Here is a 22773-nt window from a genome sequence, read left to right on the forward strand (position 1 = left end):
GCACAACCGAGCAGCGCGTGCAATCAATCAAAAGTGCAGAGCGAATCCGTCTGCCGTGGGGGCAAACCGAATGCCCGTATCGGACTTTTTGGCATCTTTGTCTTTATCGACTTCCTTGGGCTCGTTCGCGTATCGGACGATCCCCACGATCGTCAACGGCAATCCAATGAGCATCGCCGTGCCTCCCAGTGCGACCGATACGATACCGAATGGATCTTTTCCCTTGTCACGAATGCGCTCGACCCCGAACCCCACATTGAATGCTCCCGTGCCTAGCGTACACGCGCCCCCGAGAAGCAACGCCAATCCCGGGAGAGGTGCGCTTTTCCGCTTGCGCATGGGAACGCGCCGCACGCGTATATCGGGGACCATGATGACGGGCATGGGGACCGATACTCTTACTTTGGCGCACGCACATACCGAAAGGCCCAATCCATTGGGATTGCATGTCGCAATTCCGGTGGAACCGTCGCCGCACGAGCACGAAAATTGCGTGCCCGGAACGCACATATGCGGGCCTGGGGCCGATAAAAGGTTTTTGGTGGGGTCGGCGCTCGCGGCAAAGGAAATCGTCGAAAGCGCAGCGGCAAGAGTAAGCGAAGGGAAAAGCTTGGCCATCTTTTAGCTACTCGCGTCGTCGGGGTTCATGGGTTTTTCCAGCCAGAACGATCCAATCCCGAGGCAATCCATGCGCGTCCTGCGATAACAATCGATCGCCTGCTCGGGCGTGTGCACGATGGGCTCGTTTTCGTTGAACGACGTATTCAGTAGGACCGGGACGCCGGTCTTTTCTTCGAAGACCTTGATGAGGTCGTAATACAAGGCATTTTCGTCGCGGCGAACCGTTTGCACGCGCCCCGTACCATCTTCGTGCGTAATGGCGGAGAGTTTTTCCTTCCATTCGGGGCGCACCTTGTAGACGATGATCATGAAGGGCACTTCGTGGCTGCCGTGAAAACACGTATTCAGCTTTTCGATGCGAATGACCGGCGCGAACGGGCGGAACGGTTCGCGATTCTTGATGCGTGCATTGAGCGTCGCTTTCATCCCCGGCCAGCCGGGATGACAAAGAATGCTTCGATTCCCGAGCGCTCGCGGGCCCCATTCTTCGCGCCCCTGAAACCAACCCATGATTTTGCCTTGGGACAATGCGCCCGCCGCCGTTTCGAGCAATTGTTCTCGATCGAGGCGCTTATAGGGGAGCTCCGATTTGCGCAATGCCGCTTCGATTTCGTCGTCGTTCCAATTCGTACCCCAATACGCGTGCCGCACTTCCGCCGTTCGCGGATGCCCGTGCACGCCATGCATCACCCAAAGCGCTGCTCCTGCGGCGGTGCCGTCATCCGATGCGGCCGGATGGAAATACGCGCGATCGACGACGCCTTCGGTGATCATCCGGCCATTGCCCACGGAATTGAGCACCGAACCGCCAGCCATGACGACGTTGCGAATGCCCGTGCGTTCGACGGCGTCTCCTACGAGCGCCAAATAAATGTCCTCGAAACGCGATTGAAGCGATGCTGCAAGATCACGATCGCGATCCGTGATGGGCTCGGACCGATTACGCGGCGGCCCGAAGAGCGACACCATCGCGTCCGACCAAAGACGTGGAATCGTCACTTCCACCCCACTTGTCGTTTCCATGCCCTCCGTCGTTTTGTGATGCCGAAACCACGTCAAATCGAGCTGGATTCCATGCTCGGCGTCGAAGCGAACGATTTTGCGCATTTCACGCGCGAACCGATTCACGCCGTAAGCAGAAAGCCCCATGACCTTGTATTCCTCGCCGAATCTGTCGAAACCGAGGAACTGGCAAACGGCCGTGTAAAATACTCCCAGCGAGTGCGGCCAGAGCGTTTTGCGCAAAACTTGAATGCGATTGCCTTCGCAGAGGCCGACGAGGTTCGTCGCGAAATCCCCGGCACCGTCGCACGTGATGCCCGTCGCTCGATCGAAAGGGGACCAGTAAAACGAACTGGCAACGTGGGCCAGGTGATGTTCGACGCGATGAAATTGAGCTTTGATTTGGTCTTCGGCAACGCCCAGCGCTTCGGCCACGAGGTTCGAGCTCGAGCCGACTTTGCGATGAATCATCAGGCGTTCGATGGCATTGGGGACGCCCGTGATGGGCCTGGCCGCAACGTAACGTAGTTTCGCCGCAAGATTTGCGCGAGGGTCACGCGCCACGGCGATGTCGGTGATGTCGCTCGGGCTCGCACCGGCCAAACGCAACACTTCGGCCACGGCGAGGCGCGGAAAGCCCGCGCAGTGCTTCTGTCGATTGATCCGTTCCTCTGCGATGGCAGCTAAAATCCCGTTCTCGCCTACGAGTGCGGCAGACGCATCACCATGAGCCGAATTGATGCCCAGAACCAAACGCGACATTCATTTCTCCATTGCGCTAGCGGCGCGAGAGCAGGAATATACCGATACGCTGCGGGCAGCGTCAAGCAACGTTGAAAGTGTTCGAGAAACGGCGTGACACGAGGTCATGTCTTTCCAGCGCTCCATAGATGCTGTATCGTGCTACAAATTCGACTCTTTTCATCGAACCATGAGAAAATTCCGGGCGCATGCCAAATCCTTGACGACTGCACGTGGACGAAACGGTTTTTGGGTTAGGTGGATCGCTTGAGAGGTCCGTGGCGGAGCCTACCGTGAAGCGCGCGAGGAACGATCAAAACGATCTGAACGCGAAGGCAGGTTCTTACAACAGAGAGCACACGACTTCACGAGGGAATTGAACGCATGCGGACCTATCTCGCAGCTTTCACGCTCGCCGCCTTCGTCAGCGGAACGTTGACTCCACTGGTACGATTGCTCGCGTTTCGCTTGGGTGCCGTCAGCCGTCCTGGCGGGCGACACGTACATCGTCATGAAACGCCGAGGCTTGGGGGGCTTGCAATTTGCCTCGGTTTTTTTGCTCCGCTCGTGGGGCTGTTCTTCGTTCAGTCGGCCGTTGCCAACGATTTCACGAAAGACATCAGCAAAGTCGTCGGATTGTTCGTGGGCGGAGCGTTCATGTGTATCGTGGGCGCCGTCGACGATACGCGAGGAATCCGCGCCCTCTACAAGCTCTACGCTCAAATTGCCGTTGCCATGTTCGCGTTCGCGTGCGGTTTCCGCATCGACGTGATTGCGCTGCCGTTCATCGGCGATTTATCGATGGGGGCATTTGCGCTTCCCGTGACGGTCTTTTGGATCGTCGGAATCGTCAATGCGGTCAATTTGATCGACGGGCTCGATGGTCTCGCTGCAGGTGTCGTGTTTTTTGCGAGCATGACGAATTTCGTCGTCGCATGGCTTTCCGAAGGGTCGTTGCCTGCTCTTTTCATGGCGACGACGATGGGCGCGATTCTCGGTTTCCTCTTTTACAACTTCAATCCTGCGCGCATTTTCATGGGGGACTCGGGAAGTTATTTCCTGGGTTACGTGATTGCAACGACGTCGCTCGCCGGCGCTGCGGTCAAAGCGTCCACGACCGTATCCTTGTTGGTTCCCGTCGTTGCGCTCGGCGTGCCCATTTTCGATACGCTCTTCGCCATGGTTCGGCGTTGGCTCGAACGCCGGCCGATTTTCTCGCCTGACCGAGGCCACATCCATCATCGATTGCTCGACATGGGCCTCACCCATCGTCGCGCAGTGCTCGCCATTTACGCCATCAACGTGATTCTCATGCTGACGGCCATTGCCATTTCGCTCGGGCGATCTTGGCAGGTGGGCGTGGCGCTCGTGGCGACGAGTGCGGTGTTCATTGGTCTCGTGCGTGCCGTGGGATATTTTGGATACGTCCACCGACGTCGTCGTCAACGAGAACGACTCCGCCCGCGCGATAGCGAGCTTTTGCGACGCATCGTCCCCACGCTGCCCGCTCGATTCGAAAAAGCCCGCACGCAAGCCGATGTGATGGCGACGCTCACCGAATGCGGCATCGAAGCGGGCCTGTGTTACATCGATATCCTATCGCAAGAAGACGACGCTTCGCCGGTGTTCCACTGGACAAACCCTCAGGAATCGACGACGTTCGGACCTGACGTCCTGAGCGCTCGGTATCCCATTGGGCGTGACGACTTGGCCCGAGCCGACATCAAATTCGGCTTCCGCAGCGATTTCGGCGACGTTTGCCCTCAAACGGAAGTGCTTTTGCAGGTGGTCACCGATATCCTCGAAGCAAACCTTGTTCGCGTGAGGAGCCGCCTTGCTCCGGCTGCTCAGCAAGTGCACGAGAACGAAGCCGCCGAAACGCGGCCCGCGACGGCGCAAGTTTGATAGAATCATTGGTCTGTCGATATAGGTCCAGGCTCGCCCCCCCAACGTAAATCAAGCGCCCGGCTTCAGAGGCTGTCTCAAAACTCGAGGCGTAATGCATCACCGCACGCCCGCCCCAGGTTAAAACCTGGGGCTACACATTGAAAAGGCCTCGCGCTACCGCGCTCGGACTCGCGTCATGCCGCATCGTGAGATTTGGTGTCTGCTGCGAAATCGTCGAGGATTCTCGATGATGATCCAAAACCGTACAACGCTAGTCCCGAACGGAAGTGAGGGACTTTTTATCGTGTAGCGCGGGGTTTTAACCCCGCGCGGGGCTGGGGCGAGGATGCGGGTTCCGAGTTTTGAGACGGCCTCTCAATGCGGCGGCGCCGATTCCTGCGGCTCGTCGACCTGGCTCACGCGCTCTTTCATGCGAACCTTCGGCGCTTGTCCGGCAGGCTCGACCTCTTCATCGTCACGGCGGTAATACTGATATCGATAGCGATATTCGTCGCCGGTGAACGTAACGCCATTGAGCACCGCACCCGCTTTCGGCACCCCGATATCCTGCAGCGCTCGCACCGCAACCTTCGCCAAGTCCTTCGTCGTCTTCAATGCACGCACCACGAGCACCGTGCCATCGACCAGCGTCGAAAGAATCGCCGCATCGGTGACCGGTACGATTGGCGGACTGTCGATGATGACGCGATCGAAGCGGTCACTGACCTGCTTCAAAAATTGCCGGAATTTGTCACTGTGCAAAATTTCGGCCGGATTTGGCGGAATGGGGCCTGCCGGGATGATCGATAGATTGGGCACGCCGGAATCGAAAACCGCGTCATCAATCGAGCCATCGATGAGGCACGTCGTCACGCCGACTTCGGAACCCGTATGAAACACGCGATGCACGCGCGGCCGCCGCAAATCGCAATCGATGAGCGCCACGCGTTGGCCCGTTTGCGCCAGCGTAATCGCAATGCACGTCGCCACCGTCGTCTTTCCCTCCGACGGCCCGGCGCTCGTGACCAACATCGTGCGGTAAGGTTTGTCCGGGTCCATGAACAGCAGGCTCGTACGAATGACACGCGCCGCCTCGGCCACACCGCTCATCGGCTGCTCGTGCACCGCAAGCTCCGGCTTCGATACCTTCATGTGCTCGCCACGCCGCTTGCGACCATAAGGCGCCGCGCGAAGCATGTGGTCGATTTGCGGCAGCGATCCGAGGAACGGCAGGCCCAAACCTTTTTCGATATCGTCGGGCGTTCGTATCGTCCGGTCGAGCAACCCTCGAGCGAGCGCCATGCCCACACCAATGACGATGCCGATGAAAACCCCTAATGCAATATTTTTCGGAATGTTTGGGCGAATGTGACCACGCGGCACGCGAGGCCTATCGAGAACGCGGATGTTGTTCACGCGCAAAACGCGCGCCAGATCGCTCTCTTTCGTCCGTTCGAGCACCAGCGAATAAAGTTTGTCGTTGTTGTCGCGTGAACGGCGAAGTCGATTGTATTCGATTTCGAGCAAATTCAAATCGAGCGCTTGTTTTTGCGCTTTCTCGAACAGCGCCACGAGGCCCGTTTCTTGACGCTGAAGCACCGCAAAATCTTTGTTGAGCGCCCGCTGAATGTTGCGAACCTCGACCAAAAGCGCTTTTCTCGTCGCTTCGGCCCTCGCATCCGCCTCTTTCACGTCCGGATGATTGTTGCCTTTCCCCTCGCCCTTCAATCCATCGCGAGCACGCACCGCTTCTTCGTACGTCGTTCGCAAATTCGTCAGCACGCTGCTTTGTAGCAATTCCGTGGCCGGCAAATCCGTCGGGCTCTCCTGCTTGATCTTCGCCAGCTCGTCCCGCCGCGCCGCGACTTCTTCCTTGCGCGTACGAACAATCGTAATGGCCGCATTGAGCTGCTTCATTTCGTCGCTGAGCATGTTGGATTGATCATCCAATGCGACCGACAAAATGTGTTGCTCTTCTTTGTACTTGTGCAGCGCCATCTCGCTCGACTCGAGATCCACCTTCAATTTGTCGAGTTGGCTGCGAAGCCAATCCGCCGCCACCGCCGTCGAGCTGACGGCATCGTCCAGGTTTTGCTGGACGTACATATCGACCACCGCCGTCAAAATGCGCTGCGCTCGCTGAGGGTCGGCATCCTCGAACTTCACCGTCGCCAGCCGACTCTCCTTCACCGGCTCCACTTTGAGCCGCCCTCGCAATGCCTCCGCCGCAATCTCTTCCGATACGGTTATCTGCGGCGACGGCGTGCCCGGCGGCGCATTGTTCAAAAATGCCCCGTCGTGGTTCAATCCCAAATCACCCACCACCGCCAACGCAACCTTCATCGATTGGATGATCTTGTATTGCGTTTCGTAATATTCGCGATTGTCCCAAAAATTGCCCGTCCCAAGGTCGACGATGCTTTCGACCTTCTGCCCGAGGGGCCTGGGGGGATTGGGATCGAACAGGATCGTCGCGTGCGATTCGTAAATCTTCACCTGCCCCAAGGTGTTGAACGTGGTCAGGAGCGACACGACGACCGCGGCCGCAAGTGCCGTCGACCAGTACTTGCGCACCATCTGCCAGACGATGGTCGGATTGATGCCCTCCTCCTGCGCAGGTTGCAGGTGCATCGGGTCCGCTTTGGGCGGCGCCAACGTGGGCTTATGAGAGAGGTCCGGCGGCACGGGAGCTTTGGGCTAGGGCAAGGGCCTGGGCGCACTTAGGGTGCGCCTGGGGCAACGAAAGTTCAAGGAGTCGCGCGCGAAAGATCCGACTTGGGTCGCGATCGCTTCGTCAATCTACTTCGGCTTTGCATTCGTGGCCGAAAATTAGGGGCATCCGCCAAGGCAGCCTACGCTGAGCGCAGTGCTGGGTGATCTCGTCAAACGCCTCGTGAACGGTGTCGTGCTGCTGCTCGGCAGCCTCGCGTTTTTCCTGGTGCCCGTGGGCAACAAAACACCCGCTCAGCATCTGGTCGCGATCTTCTCCACACGCCCAGCCAAAGAAGCCGCCGTCGCGTTCGCGCGTGCTGGCAAGCAGCTCTCCGAACAAGTGATGGCCGAAGTCGAACGTGCCCGGAAAAACCCGCCCGCGGACATGAAGCTCAAGCCCGCGCCGCCACGAGAACCCGCCGGTCAACCGCGCTAATTGCGCTTCGTTTTGCGTGGATCCGTGAACTGCGGATGCTCGTTGTAAAACGCGTCGAGACTCTCGCCCGAGATCTCCGCCTCGATGTCCCCGTCGCGTTCGATCTTCGCCTGACAACCAAGGCGAGAATTCATCCGGACATCGAACGCCTTGTCCAAAATGTCCTCTTCCTCTTCCTCGGCCGCGCTGAGCAGGTCCTTGCCCTTCGCGACGTACACGTGACACGTCGAACACGCACAGACGCCGCCGCACGCGGAGCCCTCGGGCGCATCGACCTTGCGCGCGGCTTCGAGCAGCGAAGTACCCACCGGCACCTCGACCTCCCAAGAGTTGCCGTGCCCTGAAAAACGTACCTTCGCCATTCGCTCAGCTCTCCGGCGCGGAGGGTTCCGCGTCTGCATGTCCATGTTCGGCAACGTGCGCATCCACGCCCTTCGCATGCGCCACCGAGCGTTCGATCTGTTCGACATCCTTGCCCGCGATAGCCCGCGCGATCGCGCGATCCATACGGCGCCCGGCCCATTCGTGCGTGGCGTTGTCCAAATCATCCGTGCTCAAACGAATCAGCGCCGGTTTGTCGCCACGAACCGCTCGCTCCAGCGCCGCGATCGCCTCGTCGATCCGCTTCCGTTCATCCGCAGCCTCGATCAAGTCCGCGTCCGCTTCGAGCGCTTTACGTGTTGCATGCAGCACTCGTTCCGCTTCCACACGCGCTTCCACGAGCTGTCGGCGCTCCAAGTCTTCCTCGCCGTGATCGAGCGCCGCCATGAGCATCGCTTCGACCTCTTCGTCGGTGAGCCCGTAACTCGGCGTCACCTCAACACGCTGCTCGATGCCCGTCGTCATCTCCGTCGCGGTCACGCCAAGAATGCCGTCCGCATCCACGCGAAACGTCACCTCGAGACGCGCCATGCCCGCAGGCATCGGGGGAATTCCTTTGAGCACGAACCGAGCGAGTGACCGACAATCCGCAGCGAGCTCGCGTTCGCCCTGCACGATGTGCAAGTCGAAGCCCGTTTGATTGTCCGCATACGTCGTGAAAGTTTGTCGCGCACCGGCCGGAATCGTCGTGTTTCGCGGCAAAATCTTCTCCGCGACGCCGCCCATCGTTTCGAGCCCGAGCGACAGCGGAAGCACGTCGAGCAGCAGCACCTCGTCCGCGCGTTCCTTCGTGCCCGCCAGAATGTCCGCCTGGATCGCAGCTCCAAGCGCAACCACTTCGTCCGGATCGATGTCCGAAAGCGGCGGCTTGCCAAACAACTTCTCCACGTAACGCCGCACGAGCGGCACGCGCGTCGCGCCTCCCACGAGGATCACGCCATCGATCTCGGCAGGCGTTACGCCCGCATCACGCATCGCCCTTCGACATGCAACGCCTGTGCGTTCCACGATCGGCATCGCGAGCGCCTCGAATTCGTCACGCGTAACTGTGATCGTGCGCGTGCCGCCTTCGACCTCGATCTCGGCTTCGACCTGCGCTGCATCGGTCAGCCCGTGCTTGATGCGCCGAGCCGTATCGAGCGCCAATCGCACGAGCTCTCGCGGCGGATTCGCCTTTGCCCCAAGGTCCGCCAGGATCTTCGTCGCGAGCGCGCGGTCCATGTCGTCGCCCCCGAGCGCGCTGTCTCCACCCGTCGAACGCACCTGAAACACGCCGTTGTCGAGCAGCAAAATCGTGACGTCGAACGTGCCGCCTCCCAGGTCGTACACCGCAAAAAGCCCGTTCTTGCGGCTCTCCAGGCCATACGCGAGCGCCGCGGCCGTGGGCTCGTTGAGCAGCCGCAGCACGTCGATCCCCGCGAGCTTTCCCGCGTCCTTCGTGGCTTGCCGTTGCGCATCGTCGAAATACGCCGGCACCGTGATCACCGCGCCGCCCACGGATCGCAGCTCGTCTTCGGCAAGCTGCCGCAACACCTTCAGGATCTCGGCTGAAACCTCGACCGGCGTGACGGCCTTGCCGCGCACGAGAAACCGCACGGTCTTGGCTTCTTCGGGCGTGTTTGCCGGGGCAAACTCGTACGGCCCGAGCCTTCGCGTCTCCGGATCATCGGCACCTCGGCCCATGAACCGTTTCACACTGACGATCGTTTCGCGTGGGAATTCCGCAGCAAGGCGCGCTGCATCGCGCCCCACCATGACGCGACCCCGCGCGTCGTAATGCACGACGGACGGGACGAGTTTGTCTTGGTTACAGTCCGCAATGACGAACGGTTTGCCATCACGAACCCGCGCGACGAGCGAGTTCGTCGTGCCCAGATCGATGCCGATGGGCTTGGGCGCTGCTTTGGGGTCGAATATTTCCAGCAGTTGCATCGTGATCTTTCAGGGCGCGAGGTCCTCTTCGATGGCGCTCACTTCCTCGAGGAAACGCCGCAAATACCTGAGCTCCCCCAAATGCGGTAGCGCCGCGGAAACTTCGCTCCCATCCGCCGCGAGCGCTCGACCAAGCTTTGCGAGCACGTCCCGTTCGCGCTCACGCACGGCCAACGCCAGCTTGTGCACGGCCCCGAGATCCTTGCTTCGCCGCGCATCCGCAAGCTCTTCACGCTGCTCCATCATCTCCATCAGCAGCGCTTGCGACGGCTTCGGCTCAGCCGTTTCACCGACCGGAACTCCCGCTCGCCGCAGCAGCGCCTCCGCCCGCCGCACGGGATCCTTGAGCACTCGATACGCGTCGTTCACTTCGATCGCGCGGCCCAGCGCCAAACGCCGTTCGGCCGCCGGCGCGCCGGCGTAACGATCCGGATGCAGCGCCCGCGAAAGATCGCGGTGTCGCTCGGCTAGTTTGTCCGGGTCGATGTCGAATCGGGGCTCGACCCCCATGGTTTCGAAGGGATCACTCATGGGTGGTGCTCAACGCGCTCGTGCGATCATCAGACGGTGAACGAATGACCGCAGCCGCAGCGGCTTGCCTCTTGCGGGTTCTTGAACTTGAACCCCTGAAACATCAGCGTCTTTTCCCAATCGAGCACCGATCCACCGAGGTACAGGATGCTCTTCTTGTCGCAGAACACGCGGACGCGCGCTTTGCCTTCTTCCTCGAATTCGAGCACCAAATCGCCCTTGCGCGGTTCGTCGTCGTCGAACTCGATGACGTAGGAAAAACCCGAGCAACCGCCGCCACGAATGCCTACGCGAATTGCGGCGTTGGGTGTGCCGCGTTTGGCGAGGTTCATTCGTATCGCATCGACGGCTTGGGTGCTGACGCCAATCGTCTTGCGGTTCGCATCGCTCACGGGTCGATCCACCGGTTTCCCAGTTGGTACGGATTCAGTGGCTGCATTCATGACGAACCTCCCGGCTCTGTTTGTCCGGACAGAGCCTTCTTGGCGGCTTGTTTGGCCCGGAAATCCGCGATCGCGCTCTTGATCGCGTCTTCGGCGAGCACCGAGCAGTGAATCTTGACCGGGGGCAAATGCAGCTCCTCGGCGATCATGCTGTTCTTGATCGTCTCGGCCTCGTCGACGGTTTTACCCTTCAACCATTCGGTCGCGAGAGACGACGAAGCGATGGCCGATCCGCAGCCAAACGTCTTGAACTTGGCGTCTTCGATGACGCCGCCGTCGTTCACCTTGATCTGAAGACGCATCACGTCACCGCATGCAGGCGCGCCGACGAGTCCGGTACCGACGTGGTCGTCGTTCTTGTCGAGCGTGCCGACGTTTCGCGGGTTCTCGTAATGCTCGATGACCTTGTCGCTGTATGCCATGGCTCGAAATCTCTCCTTACAAAATCCTGGGACAAACCCCTCAGTGCGCCGCCCATTGCACGGTCGTGAGGTCGATGCCTTCCTTGTGCATCTCGTACAGCGGCGACATGTCGCGAAGCTTTCTCACTTTGCTCGTCACGAGGTCCGCCACGTAGTCGACTTCCTCTTCCGTCGTGAAACGGCCGAGGCCAAAACGAATGGATGAGTGCGCGAGGTCATCGCCGACGCCCATCGCATGCAGCACGTACGAAGGCTCGAGGCTCGCGCTGGTGCACGCCGAACCGCTGGAAACCGCGACGTCCTTGATCGCCATGATGAGCGCTTCGCCTTCGACGAACGCGAACGAGATGTTCAGGTTCCCGGGCAAACGATGTTCGAGCGATCCGTTGACGAAGATCTCGTCGAGCGCGGTCCCGAGCTTCGTCCGCAATCGCTCACGAAGACCGAAAAGCCGCTCGGATTCCGCTTTGCCTTCGTCGAGCATCAGGGCCGCGGCCTTGCCGAATCCCACGATGCCAGGAACGTTGAGCGTGCCCGAACGCATGCCGAATTCGTGTCCACCGCCGTCCATTTGAGCCGCCACACGCACGCGAGGTTTGGAGCGACGCACGTACAGCGCTCCAACTCCTTTGGGCCCATACATCTTGTGCGCGGTGATCGACGCGAGATCCACGTTCATCGCTTCGACGTCGAACGGAACCTTGCCCACGCCTTGCACGGCATCCGAATGCAGCAAGACGCCACGCTTACGCGTGATCGCGCCGATCTCCTTGATGGGCTGCACCGTGCCGACTTCGTTGTTCGCGAGCATCACGGACACGAGGATCGTCTTGTCCTTGATGGCCTTCGCGACGTCGTCCGGATCGACGATGCCGCTCTTGCCAACGGGCAAGTACGTCACTTCAAACCCCTGCTTTTCCAGGCGTTTGCAGGTGTCGAGCACCGCTTTGTGCTCGATCACCGTCGTGATGATGTGGTTGCCCTTTTCCTTGTAAAAGTCTGCGACACCCTTGATCGCCAGGTTGTTGCTCTCGGTCGCGCCCGACGTGAAGACGATCTCCTTCGGGTTCGTCGCGCCAATCAGCTTCGCCACGAGCTCGCGCGATCGCGTAACGGCCTCTTCCGCCGTCCAACCAAAGATGTGACTGCGGCTCGCGGCGTTACCGAACTTCACGTTGAAATACGGCAACATCGCTTCGATGACCCGCGGATCGACGGGCGTCGTTGCGTGATAGTCCATGTAAATCGGGATCTGCACAGTCATCGGAAATCCTTGTTCAGCGCGTATCAACGAGCGACCTCTCCACGCGTCGTGGTGCCGCCGCCATAAATGCCCGCAACGAGCTCGGGTTCTTCACGCGTCCGCTCGCGAACATGACAACTCGTGCACGCCGCCACGAGTTCGTCAGGGTCACACGTGTCGCAGGTGTCGAGGTAGTCGATGCTCGCGAGAAGCTCGCGCTCGAGCGACATCAGGTTGGAGATTTGAGCTCGCGTTTCTTGCAGCTTTTGCAGATACATCGAGCGAATACGGGCCATGGCTTCGGGAGCGGACGGAGCGCTTTCCCAAGCCGCGACCACTTCTTGGATCTGGGACAGAGACAAACCCAAATCGTGCAACTTGCCGATCCAGCGCACGCGCGTCACGGCCGCTTGGTCATAGAGGCGATAGCGCCCCTTCGACCGCGCATGCGGACGCAAGAGGCCCACTTCCTCGTAGTGATGAATGGCGCGGACCGTCTTGCCGCTCGCGCGTGCAAGATCTCCGACTTGGAGCAGGTGCTCGGACGAACCCTGTCCGTCATGATCCGCGTCCGGCGCTACGTGCACGCTTGGCCACCGCTCGGGACCCAAACGAGAAACTCCGGAAGAAGTAGCTGTCGCTCTCCTTTCGGAATGGGTCGCAAGGGGTAAATGCCGAACAGGTGCCATGCCCGAACTCCAACCCTTACGTATGCGTGAGGGTTACCTAACGGGAGGTTTAGGCGCCCAGGTTGGGTCTGTCAACCCGAGAGACGGGCTAAGGCCGAGCCGAAGGAGAAAAATTTTGATGGGGGCGACATCGATGGGGGTTGGCACCTCTCGAGCCGTCCGTGTGCAACGCTGATCGAATGCAGGTCGTTCACCTCGAGGAGCGATCGGTACCCGAAGCGTTGGCGCAGAGCGGGGCCGCGCTGAGCGTTGCAGGGCAGCAGCAAACAGCCGTGCTCACGGCAAGCGTGGTGCGTGGGCCAGCGCTGATCCTGGGCGCGATGCAGCACGCGGGGCGGGTGGTCGAGCTTCGTGCATGCGAGGCAGCTCATGTGCCCGTTTACAGGCGCATGACGACGGGAACCGCAGCGTGGATGGGTGGTGCGGGGCTCGTGCTGTCGCTCGCGCTGCCGCACGTTGCGTGGATCGAAGCGGATGCGACGGCTCGGACGCTGCTCAATCGGAATGTTCGGCCATTTCTGCGGGCGTTTTCGCGGGCGGGAGCGATGGCGCATTACTTCGGGCGCGAATGGATTTCGCTGAAACAACGACCAGGGGCCCTCTTGGGCTACGACGTGACGCGAACAGGTGGGGTGCTCATCGAGGTGATCACGGGCTTCGATCAGTCGATCGCGCTGCCGGCAGAGCTGACGACGATCCACGAGCGAGCCATCGATCGCTGTTCTGGAAAAAATCCTGCGAGTTTGAAGGAGGTTCTTCCCGACGCACGCCTCGAATCGTTTGGAGCACGCGTGATCGAAGGACTCGTCGAGCACATGGGCAAACCCGTTGCGACGGTGGACTCGATCGCGTCGTCGTTGCCAAGAGCCGTCACGGATGCTCGAGATCCATTGCCGAACGGCATGGTCCCGAAGTCGCTCGAACGCGTGCCGATTGGGTACCTCGACGTTGCAGTTTTGCAGGACGAACCGCAAACGCGTGCATGGCTTGGAGGCGACGTGCTCGCGCCGCGATGGCTCTACGAAGCCGCTACGCAGCGCATCGATGTTGCATCGCTTGGATCCGTGCCCATCGATGGTGCGAAAGTGGAAGACTTGGTTCGGGCGATGGCTTGACGGCAAAACGCCCCGCGGGGTGCGGGGCGTTTGTCATGTCGAACGGGTGATCGAGGGGCTCACTTCGGGTCGGGAATGGGCGTGGTGCCGACGACGACGGTGCCGCCGCTGGCGATCCATTCGAAGTTGTCGACGAGCGCCGTGGAGTCGTAGGCGGAATCGCCGGTGTCCCAGATGGCCCAGCGGATGATGAACTCCTGGCCGCCTTTGACGGGAGCTTGCGACTGGAGCCATCCGGTTGCGCCGGCATCGTTCCAGGTGTCGAAGCCGGTGCCCTGCAATTCGCCCGTGCCGAGCGGGCAGCCCTGGCATACGTCGAAGAAGGCGACGTTGACGCTGACGGGGTTGGTCTGGCTGTCGAACGAGATGTTGCCGTTGATCGAGCCGAGCGGGGCTGGGTTGACGAGCGAGATGAACTGGTCGTTGTAGGTTTGGCAGACCCACTCGGGGTACTCGAACGAGTAGAACTTGAAGCTGAACTTGTAGCCCGTTGCGTTCGTCGGGGCGCGCATCCTGACTTCGAGGCCGACGTCGTCGTAGATCGAGGTGGAGACGGGGCAACTCGGGGGGTCTTGCGGGAAGCCGGGAGGCGGCGTGCCTGAACCGATGCCCGGACAGCTCGACGCGCCGCAGGCGTCGGGTTGGTTGGGCAGACGGGCCGTGCCCGAGGCGAGGGCGAGCATGCGGGTGCCGCCTTGCGGCTTGACGTTGGGGCCGAAGTCGCTGAGCAGGCCAGCTTGGGTGCCGGGGCTGGCGGGTGCGCCGTTCGAGCGGACGTACATCGTGCTGAGCACGCCCCACTTCAATTCGCCCGGGTTGACGAAATTGCAGATGTCCACGGCACGCACGCCGTTTGCTGCCTCGAGGTTGTCGAAGGCGAGGTTGTCGTCGCACGTGGACGCCACGTTATCGACCGTGCCGTCACAATCCTCGTCGGACTGCTGCGCCATTGGATCGTTCGGATCCGTGGCCACTTCGATGGCACCCGGGCCGACGTTCGCATCGCAGTCGTTGCAGTCGCCCTGATTTTCAGTGGCGCCGTCGCCGTCGTCATCGACGTTGGGATCGGTCGCACACGAAGCGCCTCCTCCGACGCCGCCACCGCCGCTACCGGTGGGCGGGATGAAGATGTCACCACCATCGCCGCCCGATCCATTGCTGCTGGTTTGTCCGGACCCACCACTGCCGCCGTTTCCGGTGGTGCTGTCATCGAGACACTCGCCGTTTTCGAAGACGCCATCGCATTGATCCGTGCCGCGCCGACCGATGGGGCTACACGCCATTTGAGCGGCCACGGCGGCGACGAGACCAGCGAAACCAAAAGCAATCAGGTTACTACGCTTCATGATCGTACTCCATCCTCGGCCGGTGCAGAGGGACAAGCCAAGCGCGACCCACGCTCACGAAGCAAGCGCTTCGTGAGCAGACTGCGAGTAAGTGTAACAGGAATGTGTGGGGGCTAAAGGGCGACGATGGCGGTGCGATACGCGTGGTCACGCGCGTGAGACGGGGATCACTTCGGAGGTGGCTGGATGGTGCCGACTTCGCCCGGCTTTCCGTACCACTGCCAGTTGTCGATCAGCGTGCTCGAATCGAGGTTTCCATCGCTGGAATCGTACGTCACGAGGCGAATGCGGAACGTGGCTCCCGGAGTAACGGGCATCGTGGTGCGTAGCCATCCGGTCGATCCATGAGACCAACCGGGGTTGGCGAGGTCCGACTCGAAGGGCGTGCCGGCGAGGGCGTTTTTCCCGAGGCTGCAGACGAAGGGAACGCCACCCGCGGTGCAGGTGCCTGGAGGATTGCCCGGACAACCGCACGAATCGATGAAGGCGTTGTTGACGCTGATCGGGTTGCCGTTCTTGTCGAAGGCGACGTTGCCGTCCATCTGCCCCATCGGGAAGGGCTCGACGTGAGCGACGAAGAAGTCGTTGAACTGCTGGCAGATGAAGTCGTGCCACTCGTAGGTGAAGAACTGGAAGTCGAACGATGCGCTGAGAGCGTTCGTCGGGACGTTGATTTCGAGTTGCACGCCGGTTGCGTCGTGGGGCAATCCTGTCGTGACGCCGGGGCACGCAGGGCTCGCCTTCGGGAAGCCGAACGGCGCGTTGCTCGTGTAGTTCTTGTCGAACGTGCGATAGACGGACTCGCCGTGGCCTTTGTCGCGTGCGGTGCCCGATGAGAGCATCAGCATGTTGACGCCCTCTTGGGGGGTGTTGTTCGTGCCAAACTTGGGCAGGATGCCGTGGCCCTTGTGGAAGTTCGCAAGCTTCGTGGGATCCGACGGAATGGGGCTTCCATCGGCGAGCACCCACTTGGCGCTCTTGACGAAGTTGCAAAGCCCAATGGCTTTGGCCGCATCCATGGGGTCTTCGCTGGCTAGTGCGAGGCCCGAGTCGCAGGTGGGCGGCGGCTCGTCCTTCTCACCGTTGCAGTTTTCATCGACGGGATCCGGGACGTTGCCCATCGCATCGGGCTCGGCGACGACATCCACTGCGCCCGGGTTGACGTTCTTGTCACAGTCGTAGCAGTCGCCCTCCATCTCGGTGTAGCCGTCGCCATCGTTGTCTTTGTCGGGCAGGCCTTCATCGCAGGTGCCGCCGCCACCGCCGCCGCTACCCGTTGGCGGGATGAAGCTGCCGCCTTCACCGCCCGCGCCGCCCATGCCGCTGGAGGACGACGAGCTGCTGCTCTCGCCGCCGCTGCCCCCGTTGCTGGTGGTGTTCCCCGTGCCACCCGTGCCAGACGGTTGCGTGGGCTTTGCGGAGCAAGCAGCGAGGATGGCGGCAAAACCGACGAGCAAAACCCATGTGGATGAATTCAACTGCTTCATGCAAAGACCTCTCGGTGGCAAAAGGAACGGTTGGGGTTCGAAGTGAACCTCGGTGGCGACAAACCCGCGAGCGTTCGATGACTCGAGTCACCAAATCGTTCATGTAAAGGAATGCTCGGCCAACGGCCACGTCGTGGAAGGCCACGGAAAGTGGCTCCGCAACGCAGTCGATGGACCGAATGCAAGAATGCCTAGCGTAGCTGAATCGTGACGAAGCTGTCACGCAGTGGAGTGAAGGGCTCAGTGTGGGGGCGAGCGGATGATCGTCAGGCGTGGTCGCCTGCGCTGGAAGCGGACTTCTTGCCCTTCTTCTTGCCCTTGCCGCTGTCGCCATTGGTCGGCGTCGCCGAAGCTGCCGATGCCGTCGGGTGCAGAAGGTCGTCGCGCATCTTCTCGGCACGATCGGTACGTTCCCACGTGAACTCGTCGCGGCCGAAATGCCCGTACGCGGCGGTGCGCCTGTAGATCGGCTTCAACAGGTCGAGCTGATCGATGATGGCCTTGGGACGCATGTCGAACTGGTCGAGGATGTACTTCTCGAGCACTTCGTCCGCGATCCTTCCAGTACCGAACGTGTTGACGAAGACGCCGACGGGCTGAGCCACGCCGATCGCATAAGCAATCTGCACTTCGCACCGGGACGCAAGCTTCGCGGCGACGACGTTTTTCGCGACGTACCGCGCGTAATAACAAGCCGATCGGTCGACCTTGGTGGGATCCTTGCCGCTGAAAGCACCGCCGCCGTGACGACCCATGCCGCCATAGGTGTCGACGATGATCTTGCGGCCCGTGAGACCCGCATCGCCAAACGGCCCACCAATGACGAAACGTCCCGTGGGGTTGATGAAAATCTTCGTGTGCTTGTCGATGAACTTCTCGGGGATGACCTTTTCGATGACGAGCGAATGCATCGCATCGACGATGGTCTTGTGCTTGACGTCGGGTCCGTGCTGCGTGGAGAGCACGATGGCCGCAACGCGTACGGGTACGTCGTTTTCGTACTCGAACGTGACCTGGGTTTTCCCGTCGGGGCGCAGCCAGTCCACCTTGTTCGCCTTGCGAACCTCGGCAAGCTTCCGAGCCATGCGGTGCGCGTAAGAAATGGGTGCGGGCATGAGCTCCGAGGTTTCGTCGGACGCGTAGCCGAACATCATGCCTTGATCACCGGCACCTTGTTCCTTGTGGAGCCCCTCGCCCTCGGTCACGCCGCGTGAAATGTCCGGGCTCTGCTTCTCGATCGCCGTGAGCACGGCGCAGGTTTCGTAGTCAAAACCCATCGCTGCGTCGGTGTATCCGATGTCTTTGATGGTGCTTCGAACGAGCACGGGCATGTCGACCCACGCGGTCGTGGTGATCTCGCCAGCGACGATTGCCATGCCGGTCTTGACCATCGTCTCGCACGCGACGCGAGCTGCCGGATCTTGGGCAAGGATGCCGTCGAGAACGGCGTCGGAAATTTGGTCGCAGATCTTGTCGGGATGGCCTTCCGTGACGGACTCTGAAGTGAACTGATACCGGCGCATGAATGCTCCTTGGGGAGAGGCGGAGCGTACGCATACGCCGCGGACGCTGGACCGTCAACGCGGGTAGCGGCACAAAAAGCGAAACGCCGGATTGCTCTGGGGCGATCCGGCATTTCACGACAGGCACGGCAAAGCGCCGAGCTACCTAGGCACGAGCGGTCATCAGCCGCTCATGCCTTCGAGCTTGGAGACGACGCTGCTCGGGAAAGTGCCTTGACCCAAGCGAGCGCGCACCTGCTTGAAAACGTTCTGCCACTTGCCCTTCTCGTCGCCCGTCAGGTCGATGACCGTCATCTTGCCCTTCATGCGCCCGAAGGCCGCTGCGTCTTCGTCACGAATACGCTTGGTGAGGGCTGCCGCAGCAACCTTGCCGGTGTCCGTGAGGATGGCTTTCAAGTCGGCCGGCAAGGAGTCGAGCTTCTTGGAGGACATGACGAGTGAGCCGATGGCGAATCCAGAGGAATCACTGACGATGTGGTCCACTTTGGACGACCACTGAAGCTGTTCGGCGGCGAGCGCCGGCGCGATGACGATGTTGATGGCGCCCGTGTTGAGCTGCGGGAGAACTTCGGGAACGCTGAGGGGGACGGCAGTGATGCCGCCGATGACTTGGTAGACGACCCCCAAGATCGAGTCATCACGCCACACATACGGCTTCTTGCCCTTGAGGTCGTCGGGGGTTCGGATGGCGAAACCCTTCGACATGACATGCGTACGGCCTACGTCGCCGTTGCCGAGGATGACGAAGCCCGCGTCACGCGCGCCGCGCTCGAAGTCGCCACGCATCGAGTCACGCGCTGCGTCGAGCTTGGCCCACGAGCTGAACAGACCGGGCATTTGCAGCGCGAGGATGGGTTTGTAGATGGCGCTGAGACCGACGGCAGTGATTGCGGCGCCATCGAGCTGGCCGGCCTTGCACTTGCCAACCATGGCTTTCTCGTCGCCCTGCGCGCCGTTGTAGAAAATCTGCACTTCGAGCCGCCCGCCGCTCTTCTCCTCGACCGCCTTCACCCACGTCGAAAACACCTTCCCCCAGGGGCTCGACTTCGGCGCCAACGTCCCAAGCTTGACCGTATGCTCGGCCGCGTTGGCTTGTTGAGAAAGTCCAACGCCCGCAAGGATCGTCAGGGCACTGAGAAGCTGAATCACCGCTTTTCGCCGCATCATCTGAAAACCTCCATCGCTCGGTTCGGGCACCCTCGCTCTCGTCGCTCCCGAGAGTCTTCCTTATTGCCGCGATCGTATAAAGGAGGTTCGACCTCCAGAACAGTCTCGCCTGACCGGATCGGTCCACGATGCAACGCAGCAAAGTGCGTCGAACCGGAACCGGACAGCGGCAGCACGATGCCGGACCAGCGCTCCTGTCGTCCGCGGACAAGAGGATCGCTGGTCCGACGTCGAGTGGTCGGCACGTGAGTCGGCAACAAATGTGACGGGGCGTGAGGGCAAAAGCGCCACGAGGACGGTTGACGATCCTTGAAACGCGTTATTCACGTTGCCGCATCGCGAAAAACTCTGATGATTACGACCCGATGATTCTGGAAGACATACGCAGCGTCCTCCAAGCGCAAGGCTGGCCCGTTGAAACGCTCTCCGAGTCCACGCTGCGCAGTCGGTTCCGCAGTCGAGACCGCATTTTTCCCCTGTTCATCCACGTCGAACCGCTGTTCGTCACCTTCGCCGTGATCCCTTACGCGCGACTACCCGAAGATCCCGACACGGCCGACGAACTGATGAGTCGACTCCTGCACCTCAACCGCGACATCAACCTCGCCAAGTATTCCGTCGACGACGACGGCGACGTCATCTTGAGCGCCGAGTACCGCATCGAGCACCTGGATCCGAGCGAGATCCGCGACGCCGTCGACGTGCTCTCGTTCTACGCGGACAAACATCACGCCGACGTGCATGCGCTCGCAGGTACGTGAAAATCGTTTCAGCTCCAACGATCACTCGGCCACCGTTTCCATCCGGGGCTTCGGCTGATCCTCTTTGGGCTCGCGCAGCTCCGTACGAGCGACGCGCATGCGCAGCACCAGGTCGCCTCGCACCACGGTCAATCGCACCGCAGTTCCCACGTCGCCTCGTAACATCGTGCGGATGCGCAGGGCATCGAGCTCCCGCACGTAACGCCCATCGATCATGATGATTTCGTCGCCCGGCAAGAGGCCCGCGCGTTCACCGGCGAGACCTGGAGACAAGTCGCGCACGTAAAGCGCACCGGTCTCGTTGTCACGCGTGAGCAGCACGCCGATCGATCCCGGGCGCTGGTTCGCGCATGCAACGAGTGCAAGCACGACGAGCAAAAACCACGTCGAGCGACCAACGGACGAACGCATCGCCGCCACGATAGCAAGCAGTCCCGCGCGAGATGTCCTTGCAGCACCTACCGCTCGCTGTTCAGCTTCGAGCATGCGTCGCCGGCGCAGCGTCTTGCTCGGGCTTTTCATCGCGATGGTCGTTGCGACAGCGGTAGCTTCGTGTGCATCCGGTGAAAGCGAAGAACCAGGTTGCCAAACCGATGCCGAGTGCGGCGGAGAGCGCATCTGTCGAGAAGGCGCGTGCTTTCGCATCATCGGCGATGTCGATGCAGCCTTCACCGAAGACGACGCTGGATGATGCGATCTAAGGATCGTCGCCGGCCCATCTGAGGCGCAGACGGCCGTCGCTCGTCGCGTTGAGGCGTGAACGGCACGCGAGCCTGTGAGAAGGCGGAGCGTCGAATGCTGCAAGCGTTTCGAGCTCGTCGGGCGTGGGTGGCTGCAAATGTGACTCGCCTTCGATGACTTCGACGCGGCACGTACCGCACGTTCCGGAACGACATGAAAATTCGACGGGTGCACGGCATGCGTCGCATACGTCGATGAGTCGATCGAAAGGCGCGGCTTTGCCCGTTACATCGGTCCGCGCGTTACTTGATTCGAAGTCGACGCGAATCACTTTTTCTCGCTTCGCTCGGCGTTCTTTCGACGCCCTTGGCTTGCTTGCGCCACGAGGAGTATTTCACTCGCATGCAGCATGGTTGGGACGTGATCATTCTAGGTGGTGGCCCGGGCGGGTCGACGCTTGCTTCGAGCCTTGCCAAGCGCGGACGTCGGGCGCTCGTTCTCGAACGCGAGAAATTTCCGCGTTTCCACATCGGCGAATCGCTCCTGCCGTGCTCGCGCGCGGTCTTCACGGAGCTCGGCATCGATGAAGAGCTCGATCGTAGGTTCATCCGGAAATACGGTGCACGCTTTCTCTGTTCGACGACGCGACGCGTGAACACGTACCACTTCGCCGACGCGTTCGACGCGGAGTTCGAATACGCCTACGAAGTTCAGCGAGCCGAGTTCGACGCGCTGCTGCTCGATCATGCGAAGAAGCTCGGCGCAGAAGTTCGCGAGGAATGGGAGGCAACGGAAGTGCTCTTCGAAGGCTCGCGCGCGGTGGGCGTGCGTGCGCGGAGCGTGCACGAGCCTTCACGCGTGGTGGAGCTTCGAGCGCCCGTGATCGCCGACGCGACGGGTCGCGACACGTTCCTCGCTTCGAAAACGCGGCGCAAAGCGAACGTCCCGCGGCTCGACAAAACGGCGCTCTTTTCGCACTTTCGCGGTTCGTTTCGCCAGGAAGGATTGGACGAAGGCAACATCCAAATCGTCATCTTCGACCACGGATGGTTTTGGTTCATCCCGTTCCGCGGAGACTTGTCGAGTGTCGGCGCGGTCGTGTCGTCCGATTGGATGAAGCAGAAGCAGAAGGGCGAAAGCCTCGACGCGTTTTTCCTACGCACGGTCGAGCTTTCTTCGTGGGCAAAGGAATTTCTTACGGGGGCGAAACAAGAGCGACCCGTAGCAGCGTTGGCGGACTTCTCCTATCGCATCGATCAGCTCGCCGGTGATGGCTGGCTTTTCGTGGGCGATTCAGGAGGTTTTCTCGATCCGCTCTTTTCCACGGGCGCACACCTGGCGATGCAAGGTGGATTGATTGCTGCTGAAACGATCGATCGAGCGCTCGAGCAGGGGGACGTTTCACGCGCTGCCTTCAGCGAGTACGAAGCGGCCGTGCGGTATGCCGTGGATTTGTTCTTGGGCGTCGTGCAGGGGTTTTACGCGGGGCACTTTCGCGAGCTTTTGTTCGAGCAGGACCAGCGCAAGACGATGCGCAAGATCATCACGTCGATCTTGTCGGGAGACGTGTTTCACCAAGAAAAGAAGCCGCAATGGGCACCGTTCGTCCGGGAGCTGTATCCCGCGGACGTGCCGCAGTTCGCTTAGACAAAC

General features: G+C 60.9%; 22 protein-coding genes. 6 read left to right on the plus strand and 16 right to left on the minus strand.

The features are described 5' to 3' along the window. Window positions 1-27 precede the first annotated feature (27 nt). Complete coding sequence (locus tag IPM54_33590) at window positions 28-618, minus strand: hypothetical protein (protein ID MBK9264704.1); 591 nt, start codon at window positions 616-618, stop codon at window positions 28-30. A 3-nt stretch (window positions 619-621) separates the two neighbouring features. Continuing rightward, window positions 622-2385, minus strand: a complete 1764-nt coding sequence (locus IPM54_33595) for a carbamoyltransferase (GenBank protein ID MBK9264705.1) — start codon at window positions 2383-2385, stop codon at window positions 622-624. Between the two features lie 363 nt (window positions 2386-2748). Here IPM54_33595 and IPM54_33600 point away from each other — a divergent pair, with 363 nt between their 5' ends. Further along, window positions 2749-4269: an undecaprenyl/decaprenyl-phosphate alpha-N-acetylglucosaminyl 1-phosphate transferase gene (locus IPM54_33600; GenBank protein ID MBK9264706.1), complete on the plus strand. Its 1521-nt coding sequence runs from the start codon at window positions 2749-2751 to the stop codon at window positions 4267-4269. 357 nt (window positions 4270-4626) lie between these two features. Here IPM54_33600 and IPM54_33605 read toward each other — a convergent pair whose 3' ends face one another. After that, a complete protein-coding gene (locus tag IPM54_33605) occupies window positions 4627-6882 on the minus strand; it encodes a polysaccharide biosynthesis tyrosine autokinase (GenBank protein MBK9264707.1) in 2256 nt (751 codons plus the stop codon). A gap of 235 nt (window positions 6883-7117) precedes the next feature. On the opposite strand from IPM54_33605, the gene IPM54_33610 reads away from it, so the two are divergent. After that, window positions 7118-7399 carry a hypothetical protein gene (locus IPM54_33610; protein MBK9264708.1) on the plus strand — a complete coding sequence of 94 codons (282 nt, stop codon included), beginning with the start codon at window positions 7118-7120 and terminating at the stop codon, window positions 7397-7399. Here the strand turns inward: IPM54_33610 and IPM54_33615 are convergent. From IPM54_33615 to IPM54_33645, 7 genes are read right to left on the minus strand one after another with little or no spacing between them, the layout of a single operon-like run. Continuing rightward, entirely contained in the window at window positions 7396-7761 is a 366-nt protein-coding gene (locus tag IPM54_33615; GenBank protein ID MBK9264709.1) for a 2Fe-2S iron-sulfur cluster binding domain-containing protein, read from the minus strand. The two genes, IPM54_33610 and IPM54_33615, sit on opposite strands and share 4 nt — an antisense overlap. Before the next feature lie 4 nt (window positions 7762-7765). Further along, entirely contained in the window at window positions 7766-9712 is a 1947-nt protein-coding gene (gene hscA, locus IPM54_33620; protein MBK9264710.1) for a Fe-S protein assembly chaperone HscA, read from the minus strand. 9 nt (window positions 9713-9721) lie between these two features. After that, window positions 9722-10243: a Fe-S protein assembly co-chaperone HscB gene (hscB, locus tag IPM54_33625; protein ID MBK9264711.1), complete on the minus strand. Its 522-nt coding sequence runs from the start codon at window positions 10241-10243 to the stop codon at window positions 9722-9724. Window positions 10244-10272: 29 nt separating this feature from the next. Continuing rightward, window positions 10273-10686 (minus strand): iron-sulfur cluster assembly accessory protein, encoded by a 414-nt coding sequence (locus IPM54_33630; protein MBK9264712.1) that lies wholly within the window; start codon window positions 10684-10686, stop codon window positions 10273-10275. Next, on the minus strand, window positions 10683-11108 hold the full coding sequence (gene iscU, locus IPM54_33635; GenBank protein ID MBK9264713.1) for a Fe-S cluster assembly scaffold IscU: 426 nt from the start codon (window positions 11106-11108) through the stop codon (window positions 10683-10685). The genes IPM54_33630 and iscU overlap by 4 nt, the downstream gene beginning before the upstream one ends. A gap of 40 nt (window positions 11109-11148) precedes the next feature. Then, window positions 11149-12366 carry an IscS subfamily cysteine desulfurase gene (locus IPM54_33640; protein MBK9264714.1) on the minus strand — a complete coding sequence of 406 codons (1218 nt, stop codon included), beginning with the start codon at window positions 12364-12366 and terminating at the stop codon, window positions 11149-11151. 29 nt (window positions 12367-12395) lie between these two features. Continuing rightward, window positions 12396-13040 (minus strand): MerR family transcriptional regulator, encoded by a 645-nt coding sequence (locus tag IPM54_33645; protein MBK9264715.1) that lies wholly within the window; start codon window positions 13038-13040, stop codon window positions 12396-12398. A 179-nt stretch (window positions 13041-13219) separates the two neighbouring features. Between IPM54_33645 and IPM54_33650 the strand changes: the two genes are divergently transcribed. Then, window positions 13220-14155, plus strand: a complete 936-nt coding sequence (locus IPM54_33650) for a hypothetical protein (GenBank protein ID MBK9264716.1) — start codon at window positions 13220-13222, stop codon at window positions 14153-14155. Between the two features lie 59 nt (window positions 14156-14214). Here IPM54_33650 and IPM54_33655 read toward each other — a convergent pair whose 3' ends face one another. The 4 genes from IPM54_33655 to dctP form a co-directional block, all read right to left on the minus strand. Beyond that, window positions 14215-15501 (minus strand): choice-of-anchor L domain-containing protein, encoded by a 1287-nt coding sequence (locus IPM54_33655; protein MBK9264717.1) that lies wholly within the window; start codon window positions 15499-15501, stop codon window positions 14215-14217. Between the two features lie 167 nt (window positions 15502-15668). Continuing rightward, window positions 15669-16988 (minus strand): choice-of-anchor L domain-containing protein, encoded by a 1320-nt coding sequence (locus IPM54_33660; protein MBK9264718.1) that lies wholly within the window; start codon window positions 16986-16988, stop codon window positions 15669-15671. A 266-nt stretch (window positions 16989-17254) separates the two neighbouring features. Continuing rightward, window positions 17255-18511 carry a methionine adenosyltransferase gene (locus tag IPM54_33665; protein ID MBK9264719.1) on the minus strand — a complete coding sequence of 419 codons (1257 nt, stop codon included), beginning with the start codon at window positions 18509-18511 and terminating at the stop codon, window positions 17255-17257. Window positions 18512-18673: 162 nt separating this feature from the next. Beyond that, window positions 18674-19678, minus strand: a complete 1005-nt coding sequence (gene dctP / locus IPM54_33670) for a TRAP transporter substrate-binding protein DctP (protein MBK9264720.1) — start codon at window positions 19676-19678, stop codon at window positions 18674-18676. A 365-nt stretch (window positions 19679-20043) separates the two neighbouring features. Here dctP and IPM54_33675 point away from each other — a divergent pair, with 365 nt between their 5' ends. After that, entirely contained in the window at window positions 20044-20439 is a 396-nt protein-coding gene (locus IPM54_33675; GenBank protein MBK9264721.1) for a YbjN domain-containing protein, read from the plus strand. 21 nt (window positions 20440-20460) lie between these two features. Here IPM54_33675 and IPM54_33680 read toward each other — a convergent pair whose 3' ends face one another. Further along, window positions 20461-20850 (minus strand): PDZ domain-containing protein, encoded by a 390-nt coding sequence (locus IPM54_33680; protein ID MBK9264722.1) that lies wholly within the window; start codon window positions 20848-20850, stop codon window positions 20461-20463. Between the two features lie 152 nt (window positions 20851-21002). On the opposite strand from IPM54_33680, the gene IPM54_33685 reads away from it, so the two are divergent. Beyond that, the gene (locus tag IPM54_33685) at window positions 21003-21140 is read left to right on the plus strand and encodes a hypothetical protein (GenBank protein MBK9264723.1); all 138 of its coding nucleotides are present in this window, start codon (window positions 21003-21005) and stop codon (window positions 21138-21140) included. On the opposite strand, the gene IPM54_33690 is transcribed toward IPM54_33685, so the two are convergent. Next, on the minus strand, window positions 21137-21448 hold the full coding sequence (locus IPM54_33690) for a (2Fe-2S)-binding protein (protein ID MBK9264724.1): 312 nt from the start codon (window positions 21446-21448) through the stop codon (window positions 21137-21139). The two genes, IPM54_33685 and IPM54_33690, sit on opposite strands and share 4 nt — an antisense overlap. A gap of 74 nt (window positions 21449-21522) precedes the next feature. Between IPM54_33690 and IPM54_33695 the strand changes: the two genes are divergently transcribed. After that, window positions 21523-22767 (plus strand): tryptophan 7-halogenase, encoded by a 1245-nt coding sequence (locus IPM54_33695; protein ID MBK9264725.1) that lies wholly within the window; start codon window positions 21523-21525, stop codon window positions 22765-22767. Window positions 22768-22773 lie beyond the last annotated feature (6 nt).

The organism is Polyangiaceae bacterium, assembly GCA_016715885.1.
In the GTDB taxonomy this organism is placed as follows: Bacteria; Myxococcota_A; Polyangia; order Polyangiales; family Polyangiaceae; genus Polyangium.

Excerpts from the sequence above, each read along its gene's own strand:
- IPM54_33590 (MBK9264704.1), bottom strand. The coding sequence starts at position 618 with ATGGCCAAGCTTTTCCCTTCGCTTACTCTTGCCGCTGCGCTTTCGACG.
- IPM54_33595 (MBK9264705.1), bottom strand. The coding sequence starts at position 2,385 with ATGTCGCGTTTGGTTCTGGGCATCAATTCGGCTCATGGTGATGCGTCT.
- IPM54_33600 (MBK9264706.1), top strand. The coding sequence starts at position 2,749 with ATGCGGACCTATCTCGCAGCTTTCACGCTCGCCGCCTTCGTCAGCGGA.
- IPM54_33605 (MBK9264707.1), bottom strand. The coding sequence starts at position 6,882 with ATGCACCTGCAACCTGCGCAGGAGGAGGGCATCAATCCGACCATCGTC.
- IPM54_33615 (MBK9264709.1), bottom strand. The coding sequence starts at position 7,761 with ATGGCGAAGGTACGTTTTTCAGGGCACGGCAACTCTTGGGAGGTCGAG.
- hscA (MBK9264710.1), bottom strand. The coding sequence starts at position 9,712 with ATGCAACTGCTGGAAATATTCGACCCCAAAGCAGCGCCCAAGCCCATC.
- hscB (MBK9264711.1), bottom strand. The coding sequence starts at position 10,243 with ATGAGTGATCCCTTCGAAACCATGGGGGTCGAGCCCCGATTCGACATC.
- IPM54_33630 (MBK9264712.1), bottom strand. The coding sequence starts at position 10,686 with ATGAATGCAGCCACTGAATCCGTACCAACTGGGAAACCGGTGGATCGA.
- iscU (MBK9264713.1), bottom strand. The coding sequence starts at position 11,108 with ATGGCATACAGCGACAAGGTCATCGAGCATTACGAGAACCCGCGAAAC.
- IPM54_33645 (MBK9264715.1), bottom strand. The coding sequence starts at position 13,040 with ATGGCACCTGTTCGGCATTTACCCCTTGCGACCCATTCCGAAAGGAGA.
- IPM54_33650 (MBK9264716.1), top strand. The coding sequence starts at position 13,220 with ATGCAGGTCGTTCACCTCGAGGAGCGATCGGTACCCGAAGCGTTGGCG.
- IPM54_33655 (MBK9264717.1), bottom strand. The coding sequence starts at position 15,501 with ATGAAGCGTAGTAACCTGATTGCTTTTGGTTTCGCTGGTCTCGTCGCC.
- IPM54_33660 (MBK9264718.1), bottom strand. The coding sequence starts at position 16,988 with ATGAAGCAGTTGAATTCATCCACATGGGTTTTGCTCGTCGGTTTTGCC.
- IPM54_33665 (MBK9264719.1), bottom strand. The coding sequence starts at position 18,511 with ATGCGCCGGTATCAGTTCACTTCAGAGTCCGTCACGGAAGGCCATCCC.
- dctP (MBK9264720.1), bottom strand. The coding sequence starts at position 19,678 with ATGATGCGGCGAAAAGCGGTGATTCAGCTTCTCAGTGCCCTGACGATC.
- IPM54_33675 (MBK9264721.1), top strand. The coding sequence starts at position 20,044 with ATGATTCTGGAAGACATACGCAGCGTCCTCCAAGCGCAAGGCTGGCCC.
- IPM54_33680 (MBK9264722.1), bottom strand. The coding sequence starts at position 20,850 with ATGCGTTCGTCCGTTGGTCGCTCGACGTGGTTTTTGCTCGTCGTGCTT.
- IPM54_33695 (MBK9264725.1), top strand. The coding sequence starts at position 21,523 with ATGCAGCATGGTTGGGACGTGATCATTCTAGGTGGTGGCCCGGGCGGG.